We start from the raw sequence: 8,471 nt of genomic DNA on the forward strand, positions 1-8,471 counted from the left end.
GCGCAGGATTGGGCCGACGGGCGACTGGCGGGGGCGCCGACGGATGCGCAGACCGCCGAGCACGTCCGCCGATTCGACGGACTCGGCGAAACCGAGCTCCTGGAACTCTGGGACAGCGCCGCCAGCAGGCTGCACCATCTGGCCGAGACCACCGACCTGGAGCCGCCGCTGGGCGACATCGCCTGCCACGAACACGACATCCGCAGCGCGATCGGCCGGCCCGGCGCGCGGGATGCGGAGTCCGTGAGGTGGACCGCGGACACGCTGCTTGCCATGCTCGACCCTCCCGTACCACTGCACGTCGTCGTCGAGGACGGTGAGTATCGCAGCGGCCAGACCGGGGGTGCCGAGCTCGTTCTGCACACCACACGATTCGAGGCCCTGCGGTGGCGGACGGGCCGCCGAAGCCGCGCCCAGTTGACCGCGATGGACTGGTCCGCGGACCCGGCGGCCGTGGTCGATCACCTGTACTTGTTCGGTCCGGCCGGTGCCGACGTCGTCGAGTGACGGGCTTCCGTTCAAAACTTGACACGTGTAAAGTTTCGCCGCATGGACAACATCGCCGGCAAGACCATCGTCATCACCGGGGCGGCACGGGGCATCGGGTACGCAACCGCGACGGCCCTGCTCAAGCGCGGCGCCCGCGTCGTCATCGGAGACCGTGACGTGGCGCTTCAGGAGTCGGCGGTGGCTCAGCTGACCAAGCTCGGGTCGGTATCGGGCTACCCGCTCGACGTCACCGACCGCGAGTCGTTCGCGACGTTCCTGGACAAGGCACGCACCGACGGCGGTGGCCACATCGACGTGCTGATCAACAACGCCGGCGTCATGCCCATCGGGCCGTTCCTCGAGCAGTCCGAGCAGTCGATCCGATCGTCGATCGAGGTCAACCTCTACGGTGTCATCGCCGGGTGCCAGCTTGCGCTGCCCGACATGCTCAACCGCCGCCGCGGCCACATCATCAACATCGCGTCGCTGTCAGGAGTGATCCCGGTGCCCGGCCAGGTGGTCTACGTCGGCGCGAAGTTCGGCGTCGTGGGCCTGTCGACAGCGCTGGCGGACGAGGTCGCGCCGCACGGCGTGCACGTCTCTGTGGTGATGCCGCCGTTCACCAGGACCGACCTGATCTCGGGAACCCGAGAGACCGCGGGCACCAAGCCGGTGGAGCCCGAGGAGATCGCGGCGGCCATCGTGAAGACGCTCGACAAGCCCAAGACCCACGTCGCGGTACCGCCGTTCCTCCGCTTCACCGCCCAGGCCGCGCAGTTGCTCGGACCGCGCGGCAGGCGCTGGATGAACAAGAAGCTCGGTCTGGACAACGTGTTCCTCGAGTTCGACACCGCGACGCGGAAGACCTACGAGGACCGCGCACAGGCGGCCCTGGGCGTGGTCGAAGGTCAGGCGCAGAAATAGCCCACCGATCAGCCGGGACAGGCACGTTTGGGTTTCTTTCGTGTAACGGATCCCCCTAGCGTCACGACAACACCACTGATAGCCAACCGCTGGTAACTGCAGGCACGGCAAAAGGCAACATGGTGATGAAGACCAAGGTCGTCGGCATTCTCGCAATGTGCGCTGTCGTGACCACGGCGCTCGACGCCACCGCGGGAGATTTCACGGCGCAGGCTGACGGCCGGGCGGCAGGGATATCCCTCGGCGTCAAACAGCTTCGCCAGGCATGCGGGGCGATAGGCGAGGACGCGCGACTGACCGCGGCGGCTCAGCGGCACGCCGACGACATGCTGCAGAACCGCGCTTACAGCCATACCGGCTCGGACGGCTCGTCACCGCGAGCACGTATGGCGGACGCAGGCTACGGCAGTCTCGGGTCCACCGGTGAGATCGTCTACTGGGCCACTGGTTCTGCCGCGACTGCCGATGGTGCGCTCAACTTCTGGATGCAAAGTCCCGGCCACCGGGCGATCATCTTGAACTGCGGATTCACCGCAGGCGGCTTCGCCACTGCCTGGGACGGCCAGACGATGACCGCTGTCGGTGACTTCGCAGGTCCTTGAGTTTCAGACCGTCAAGTCTCGGAATCATCTCTTTTGCAATAGATTTCCAACACGAACGGATGTCAAACAGCACCGAACGTCACCATTCGGAAACGGCCTGGTGCAGCGTCTTCCACCCTTGTAGTTCGTCGGGATAAATTGACGACGTCGCTGCCAGGCGGCTCGGATTGGTGGCCAGCATCCTGTTGCCCCCATCGAATCGATGGATCTTTGGAGAGTTAATGAGGGAGTTGGTGCATGATGGCAGTCGTTGATCGACTCAGCATCAGAGTGGCTGCCGTCGGTGCCGGACTGTGCGGCATCGCGTTGGCATTGAGCCCTGGCCTTGCCCAGGCCGGTGGATACGAGTGCCTCCAGACGTCGGCGGGCGAAGTCCCGGCGGGAGCGGTCGCCTGCGCGCCGATCTCTGAGATGTCCGGTGTTCCAATGGCATTGCCGGGACCACTGGCGCCGCCCCCGGTCGTACCACCGCTGGCACCGCCCCCGGTTCCGCCGGTCGTACCACCATTGGCACCGCCCCCGGTTCCGCCGGTCGTACCGCCACTGGCACCGCCCCCGGTTCCGCCGGTCGTACCGCCACTGGCGCCGCCCCCGGTTCCGCCGGTCGTACCACTGATTCCAGCTGGCGCTGCTGTGGCTGACGGCCTTCCGCTGGCCACCATGGGTGGCCTTGCCGGAAAGGGAGATTCGACGGGTCCGGCGCCGACTGGAGCGCCGGTGCCCGGCCAACCGATCGCGCCCGGCCCCGGAGCTTAGGCGGCAACTGAAGCGTCACCGGCGGCCCGTCCCCGATAAGGGGGCGGGCCGTAGGTGTGTCTACCCCCGGCCGGCAGTCGACACATCAAAGAAAGCCGCTCATCCGGATTGCCTCTCAGACAGCCAGACTCGGCATTCGTGGTGGAACTGGTCGAACTCGGCGCGGGCGTCGATACCCGTCGCCACAGACCGTGGGCCCGGGCAGCGCTAGCCGGCAACAGTGCGGGGAACTTCCAAGCTGTTCTCCCGAACTATGATCGGATCACCCACATTGACGGTGTTGAAGTACCATTCGGCATCCTCGGTGCTGAGTCCGACACAGCCGTGGCTGGTGTTCTCGTATCCCATTTGGTTGACAGCCCACGGAGCGGAGTGCACGAAGAGGCCCCGTTGGGTGAACCGGATGGCGTACTCCACGTCCAGCAGGTAGCCGTCGGGAGAGTCCAGGGGAATGCCGACGCTGCTCGAATCCATCAGCACGTCGCGCTCCTTGGCCAGTACGGTGTAAATGCCCACTGGCGTAGGGTATTCCGGGCGTCCCATCGAAGCCGGGAACACCCCGTTCTGTCCCCAGTTGGGCCGGTGATGCGGTGCCGGAAGCTGATCGGGAGGCTGTCCGTCGACTGTCACGGTGAACGTGTGGTCCGAGAGGTTGGCGACACCGATGACGGCCGGGCCCGTCTCGAAGTTCCGGGTCGGCAGGTCGCCCAGCGTGAGCTTCACCGTACTGTTCGCGGGCCAGAACTGGTCCGGGACCCACTGCGCGACATTGTTTTCCACCCACTCGAACTTGCCCGTCATCGGAGGTTCAGAGGTGACACCCAAGGCTTGTTCTGCCGCGCGCCGTTTGAGCACCGAACTGCCGAAGGTGATCACCAGCGGATGCGCCACACCCACCACCGCGCCCTCCGCAGGGGACAGAGCGACGATATCGAGCTGCGGCGACCGACTTGCCGCGTTACCGGGATGCATGGGGCACACAACGGTGCCCGCAGCCACCAAGCCCATGGCGAGGACACTCCTGACGGCCACGCGCATGGTTCTCCACATCGTTCGAAATATCAAGATCGTCAAATTGCTGACGGTAGAGTTCTGATGTTAGAGGTGATCGCACGGTCACCGAAAGATGTTGCGCACCTTCGATTTGATCAAGGGTTCGTCACACTTGCGCAACGGTGCGCCAGCTGGTGCAGCGTTGCGCCCGATCAGCCGAACACCGGAAGCGGCTCGCCCATCCGGTAGGCCTCGATGACGTCGAGGTGGTCGAAGAGTTCCTCCAGACCGAACTGGTAGTCCTCGGAGGTCCCGACGAAGACCACGTGGGCGATCCCGCCGCCGTCCTCAGGGGTGAGGAGAACAACTGTCGCGTCCGCTCTTTCGGCGTCGTGGTCGACGTCGGCAGCCGACGGCGGCCACACCCAGAGCACCCCTATCTCGCCCTCGGCGTTCTCGGAGAACACCCAGCCGCGTTCAGTGAGTCCGTGGTCGAATTTCTCCAACTCCGCAGCTACTTCGAGTTCGGCCGCCACGCTGTCGGACACCCAGCCCTCGTCGCGGACTCGCTGCCGCTTCCTACGCCGCGCCTTCTTCGCGTCGGACTGCCGGGACACTCAGCCCAGCGCCCGATCGAGGTCGGCGATCAGATCCTCGGTGCCTTCCAGCCCGACCGAGACCCGGACCACACCGTCGCCCAACCCGATCGCGGCGCGACCCTCCGGGCCCATCGCCCGATGTGTTGTGGTGGCCGGATGGGTGATCAGCGACTTGGAATCCCCGAGGTTGTTGGAGATGTCGATGATCTGCAGCTTGTCGAGGACCTCGAAGGCCCGCTGCTTGCTGGCGCCCTTCAACTCGAAGGTGACGACCGTTCCGCCGCCGGTCATCTGCCTCTTGGCCAGGTCGTACTGCGGATGTGACTCCAGGAACGGGTATTTGACCCAGCTCACCGCCGGGTTCGCTTCCAGGAACTCGGCGATCCGGTGCGCCGACGAATTCTGGTGCTGAACCCGCAATGCCAGCGTCTCGAGTCCCTTCAGCAACGTCCACGCATTGAATGGACTGAGCGCCGGACCGGTGTGCCGCATCAATTTCTGCACGGGCTCGTCGATGTACTGCTTGTCGCCGAGGATCGCCCCACCGAGCACCCGGCCCTGGCCGTCGATGTGTTTGGTGCCCGAGTAGACGACGACGTCGACACCCAGCGGGAAACCCTGCTGCAGAATCGGTGTCGCGAAGACGTTGTCCAGCACCACCTTTGCGCCGGCGGCATGCGCCATGTCGCACAGCGCGGCGATGTCCACCAATTGCTGCATCGGGTTCGACGGCGTCTCGAAGAAGACCGCCTGGGTGGGGACCGACAGCGCCGCCTCCCACTGGGACAGATCGTCGCCGTCGACGAACACCACCTCCACGCCCCAGCGCGGCAGGATCTCGTTGCACACGACAAAACACGACCCGAAGAGGCTGCGGGCGGCCACCAATCGGTCGCCGGCACCCAGCAGGGCACCCAACGCCGTGAACACCGCGGACATCCCGCTGGCGGTGGCGAAGCACGCGGGCGCGCCCTCGATCAGCCGCAGCCGTTCCTCGAACATCGACACCGTCGGATTTCCGTAGCGCGAGTAGACGTACCGATCGATCTCTCCGGTGAACGCCTTCTCCGCGTCGGCTGCGGTCTCGTAGACGTAGCCCGATGTCAGGTACAACGCCTCGGAGGTTTCCTCGAAGCCCGAGCGCAGCAGCCCACCGCGCACGCCGATGGTGGCCTGGCTGACACCGTCGGGCAGCGCGGCCGGGATCCGCACGGACGGCACCTGCTCGCTCACGATTGTCTCCACGGCAGGCCGAGTGCGCGCCAGCCCGTGGCGCCGCGGTGCTTCTGCTCGTCGAGGCCGCCTTCGAAGCCGTCCAGCATGTTGTAGGACGGGGCGATGCCTGCTGCGGTGGCCGCTTCCGCGGCGGGGATGGAACGGTTTCCCGAGCGGCACAGGAACACCACGGGGCGGTCGCCCGGAGTGACGCCCGCAGCCTGCAGTTCGTCGACGAAACCGTCGTTGTGCGCGCCGTCGGTGCGGTTCCATTCGACGTAGACGACATCGCGGCCGAGGCTGGAGAGGTCGGCCACCCCGACGAATCGCCACTCGGCATCGGTCCGACAGTCGACCAGAACGGCTTCGGGGTTCTCACTCAGCAGCGTCCAGGCCTCGTCAGGCGTGATGTCTCCCGCATAACTCACGGTCGTGAGTGTCCCATAGCTAACTGGGACCGGTCGAACAGACCTTCCAGGCGCCGCCCTGGCGCACGAAGGCGACCTCGACCGTCTCCTGGGCGTCGGGGTCGTTCTCGAAGTGGTAGGTGACATCGGCAGTGGCCTGGTCTCCGGCGATGGCCACACCGGAGGTGCCGTCGACGAAACGGTCGCCCCGCGTTGCTGCCGAATCCTGCTGTTCGGCAATCACTTCCGACTCGACCCCGTGCTGTTCCGCGCAGGTGTAGGACCGGAAGGCGGCGTAGTCCTCGCGCTGGAGCGCGTCGTTCTGCGCCACCACGGCGAGCCCGATCTGCTGGTCGTCGGTCAGCGAATCACCGGAGAACACGTTGAACAGCCAGACGGCGATCACGATGGCGACAATGATCGTCAGGGCGCCCAGGAAGGGTCCTGCGGTCCCGCCGGCATCGGACGAGTCGGTCGGTTCGGTCACCGGAGCCGTCGAAGAGCAGTCGCTACCCGGCGGACGCGGTCGCGGGCGACGATCGGGTCGGGTGCGGTCGCCAGAGCGAGGGTGCGCCAGCCCCGCGCCTCGGCCGAATCGGACCGGTCGAACAGGCGCACGTCACTTTCGGCCACAGCCAGGGCGTCCGCCAGCACCAGACGCAACTGGGTGTCGTCGACGTCGGGGCTCTCCGACTCCGCGCCGTCGTTCGGCTGCGCGTAGGTCACCTCGACCGCGCCCGGCGAGATCATGATGGTGTCCACCGGCAGTCCGAGGACCGCGCGAGCCTGCAACTCGAACTGGGAGAGCCGCTGCGAGCGCAGGGTCACCAGCCCGGTGTCGTGCGGCCGGGGCCGGACATCGGCGAAGTAGACCTCGTCGCCGCGGACGAGCAACTCCACACTGAACACGCCGCGGCCGCCCAGGGAGTTGACGATGCGGGCGGCGATCGACTTCGCAGCGTCCAACGCTGCAGGCGAGAGCTGCTGTGGCTGCCAGGATTCGAGGGCGTCGCCTTCAGACTGGCGGTGCCCGATCGGCTCGCAGAAGTGCACGACGGGACCCGCGGGTCCGGTGGTGCGCACCGTCAGCAGTGTCACCTCGAAGTCCACCTCGACGACGGTCTCCGCCATCACCCGCTGCATGCTGAGCCGCCCCCCGGAGACGGCGCGGCGCCAGGCGGGCTGGATGTCCTCGGGCCTGAGCAGGACCGACTCGCCTTCACCGGGGGCGGCAGCGACGGGCTTGACCACCAGCGGGAAGCCCGCGTGCGTGGCGACGGCGGTGAGCTCGTCAGCAGAGCCGGCGAACCAGAACGGCGCCGTGGGGAGCCCCAGCTCGTCGGCGGCGAGCCTGCGCAACCCCTCGCCGTCCAGCGACAGCCGGGTGCTGCGCGGAGTCGGGAAGACCTCCACGTCGCCGCGCTCGGCAATGGTGATCCAGGCGTCCGTCGCGACGGCGCCGGCGTCGGCCACCACGTAGTGCGGCTTCTGCGCGTCGACGAGCGCGGTGAGGGCGCCGGCGTCGGCGTACTTCTCCACGATCGTCACCTCGGCCCCGAGGCGCTCGAATGCCAGGGCGAGCTCACGGCTGCGTTCCCCGGCACCGAGCAGCATCACCGATGCCGAACCGGGTGCGGGCGGGACCGGGTGCTCAGTCATCTCGTCGCCGTCTGTCGTGTCACTCATCGACCATCCACCCTGCCAGAACCCGGGCCGCGATGAGTCGCGCCATGCGCAACCTGGCCGTCGAGTTGCGCCCGGAAGGCGCCCATCGCGCCGATGAGCGCACCGAACACCCGGTGCGCTGCGGCGAGGTCGTCGTCCGGCAGGTCGGCGAGCGAGTCGGTGGTGTGCCCGGCCAGCGGCGTGAAGAACTCCCTCCCGACCTCCAGACCCTGGTCGGCGACCCGCAGCATGACCTTGCGGCGATCCGCAGGATCGGAATCCCGCAGCAGGTGACCCGACGCGATCATCCGTTCGACCAGGTAGGTGATCGCCGCACCAGAGACCCCCATCCGCTTCCTGAGTTCTCCGGCGGTCAACGGCTCGCCGGAATTCTCGGCGACCATGACGTGGAGCAGCGCGCGGAAGTCGTTGCCCGTCAGCGCGTGCCGGCCGGCGAAGTTGTGCCCGATCTGGTCGGACTCCGCAGTCAGCGCTCGCACGTCGGCAGCGATCTGCGCCTCCAGCACCGCTCGGTCCTCGTCTTGCACCCGACCACCTTAACCAGAATTTCAATTGATTAATGTTTAATTATCTGAAATAGTTGCCGACATGAACCGCCGCACCTCCTGGCTCGTCGCGCTCCTCATCGTCATCGCCTCCGGCGCCCTGATGGGCTTGATCGGCACCGGCGACTCCGCCGAGCAGTCCCCCGTACCGGTGCCCGCCGGGGCAGAGTCCGCCCGCGCCGATGCGCTGCGCACCGAGTTTCCCGGTGGCGACCGCGTCCCGGCGATCCTGGTCGTGAGCCGCGGTGACGGCGC

General features: G+C 66.9%; 10 protein-coding genes and 1 pseudogene. 4 read left to right on the top strand and 7 right to left on the bottom strand.

Going from position 1 to position 8,471, the window contains the following annotated elements:
* From WA965_RS21865 to WA965_RS21875, 3 genes are all read left to right on the top strand, one after another.
* The coding region (locus tag WA965_RS21865) for a hypothetical protein (RefSeq protein ID WP_526448067.1) at window positions 1–507 on the top strand (507 nt) is incomplete at its 5' end.
* A 42-nt stretch (window positions 508–549) separates the two neighbouring features.
* The gene (locus tag WA965_RS21870) at window positions 550–1,413 is read left to right on the top strand and encodes an SDR family NAD(P)-dependent oxidoreductase (RefSeq protein ID WP_526301483.1); all 864 of its coding nucleotides are present in this window, start codon (window positions 550–552) and stop codon (window positions 1,411–1,413) included.
* A gap of 119 nt (window positions 1,414–1,532) precedes the next feature.
* Window positions 1,533–2,015 (top strand): CAP domain-containing protein, encoded by a 483-nt coding sequence (locus WA965_RS21875; RefSeq protein ID WP_526301481.1) that lies wholly within the window; start codon window positions 1,533–1,535, stop codon window positions 2,013–2,015.
* Window positions 2,016–2,978: 963 nt separating this feature from the next.
* On the opposite strand, the gene WA965_RS21880 is transcribed toward WA965_RS21875, so the two are convergent.
* The 7 genes from WA965_RS21880 to WA965_RS21910 all read right to left on the bottom strand — a co-directional run bounded on the left by WA965_RS21880 (window position 2,979) and on the right by WA965_RS21910 (window position 8,198).
* Entirely contained in the window at window positions 2,979–3,809 is an 831-nt protein-coding gene (locus WA965_RS21880) for a L,D-transpeptidase (protein ID WP_526301479.1), read from the bottom strand.
* 167 nt (window positions 3,810–3,976) lie between these two features.
* Complete coding sequence (locus tag WA965_RS21885) at window positions 3,977–4,381, bottom strand: hypothetical protein (protein WP_526301477.1); 405 nt, start codon at window positions 4,379–4,381, stop codon at window positions 3,977–3,979.
* Entirely contained in the window at window positions 4,382–5,584 is a 1,203-nt protein-coding gene (locus WA965_RS21890; protein ID WP_526301493.1) for an O-succinylhomoserine sulfhydrylase, read from the bottom strand.
* 8 nt (window positions 5,585–5,592) lie between these two features.
* Window positions 5,593–6,006, bottom strand: a complete 414-nt coding sequence (locus WA965_RS21895) for a rhodanese-like domain-containing protein (RefSeq protein ID WP_526301475.1) — start codon at window positions 6,004–6,006, stop codon at window positions 5,593–5,595.
* Window positions 6,007–6,025: 19 nt separating this feature from the next.
* Window positions 6,026–6,472, bottom strand: a complete 447-nt coding sequence (locus WA965_RS21900; protein ID WP_526301473.1) for an Rv0361 family membrane protein — start codon at window positions 6,470–6,472, stop codon at window positions 6,026–6,028.
* Window positions 6,469–7,671 (bottom strand): formate-dependent phosphoribosylglycinamide formyltransferase, encoded by a 1,203-nt coding sequence (purT, locus tag WA965_RS21905; protein ID WP_526448068.1) that lies wholly within the window; start codon window positions 7,669–7,671, stop codon window positions 6,469–6,471. Before purT ends, WA965_RS21900 begins: the two co-directional genes overlap by 4 nt.
* The gene (locus WA965_RS21910) at window positions 7,668–8,198 is read right to left on the bottom strand and encodes a MarR family winged helix-turn-helix transcriptional regulator (protein WP_526300362.1); all 531 of its coding nucleotides are present in this window, start codon (window positions 8,196–8,198) and stop codon (window positions 7,668–7,670) included. The genes purT and WA965_RS21910 overlap by 4 nt, the downstream gene beginning before the upstream one ends.
* A gap of 61 nt (window positions 8,199–8,259) precedes the next feature.
* On the opposite strand from WA965_RS21910, the pseudogene WA965_RS21915 reads away from it, so the two are divergent.
* Window positions 8,260–8,471: pseudogene (locus tag WA965_RS21915) on the top strand (MMPL family transporter); the annotation flags it as partial.

Source organism: Mycobacterium sp. (genome assembly GCF_049683935.1).
Classification (GTDB): Bacteria; Actinomycetota; Actinomycetes; order Mycobacteriales; family Mycobacteriaceae; genus Mycobacterium.

What these genes read in the sequence shown, in the direction of transcription:
- WA965_RS21870 (WP_526301483.1), top strand. Translation starts at nt 550, where the DNA reads ATGGACAACATCGCCGGCAAGACCATCGTCATCACCGGGGCGGCACGG.
- purT (WP_526448068.1), bottom strand. Translation starts at nt 7,671, where the DNA reads ATGAGTGACACGACAGACGGCGACGAGATGACTGAGCACCCGGTCCCG.
- WA965_RS21875 (WP_526301481.1), top strand. Translation starts at nt 1,533, where the DNA reads ATGGTGATGAAGACCAAGGTCGTCGGCATTCTCGCAATGTGCGCTGTC.
- WA965_RS21880 (WP_526301479.1), bottom strand. Translation starts at nt 3,809, where the DNA reads ATGCGCGTGGCCGTCAGGAGTGTCCTCGCCATGGGCTTGGTGGCTGCG.